Origin of the sequence: Arsenophonus sp. ENCA (genome assembly GCF_002287155.1) — a bacterium.
In the GTDB taxonomy this organism is placed as follows: domain Bacteria; phylum Pseudomonadota; class Gammaproteobacteria; order Enterobacterales; family Enterobacteriaceae; genus Arsenophonus; species Arsenophonus nilaparvatae.
The window spans coordinates 1-552 of sequence record NZ_NHNG01000414.1 but is presented as its reverse complement, the minus strand read 5'-3'; the positions used below and the strand labels follow the sequence as shown (position 1 = coordinate 552).

Below are 552 nucleotides of genomic sequence, written 5' to 3'. Positions count from 1 at the left end.
TAACAAGCTGAAAATTCAGCGGCTAAATTTTTCAATTCTTCGACTGATAATCCAATGATTGCTTTACATAAACGATTATCTCGTAACAGCCGCTCTTTGTTGATCATTTCAAACCTTTATTCTCTAAGTTAAACCTCTTTTTATTCTCAATAGCGTGACAAAAAATGCAAGTCTCTATTCAGCAACTAGTTTATTAAGCGTGTTGCTTAATAGTGAAATAAGGGTGTTTCGGTGATTGAAGTAAATTTTACGCTGTTCTGAGATGGAAATTCCAAAGACCTGCGCTAAGGAGTAAGAAGGTATCATCAATAAAGGGTCTACGATTCCGTAAAATTTGGGTCATGCAACCGAGGCGCTTGATACCCGCGATGGCGTGTTCAACTGTAATACGGATGCCCGAGATTATTTTATTTTCTTGTTTTTGTTCAGGCGATAAAGGTCTTTTTCGAGTTCCTTTTTTTGGGATTTGTGTATTAGGATGCTGTTTATCTATACCTTGAAAACCGGTATCTGCCCAGATGGTTACCTCAGGAGGAATATGGCGAATTATAT

At 37.5% G+C, this 552-nt stretch carries 1 protein-coding gene; it reads right to left on the bottom strand.

From position 1 onward, the window contains the following. Nucleotides 1-247 precede the first annotated feature (247 nt). The coding region (locus CBG25_RS10805) for a transposase family protein (protein WP_290603625.1) at nucleotides 248-552 on the bottom strand (305 nt) is incomplete at its 5' end.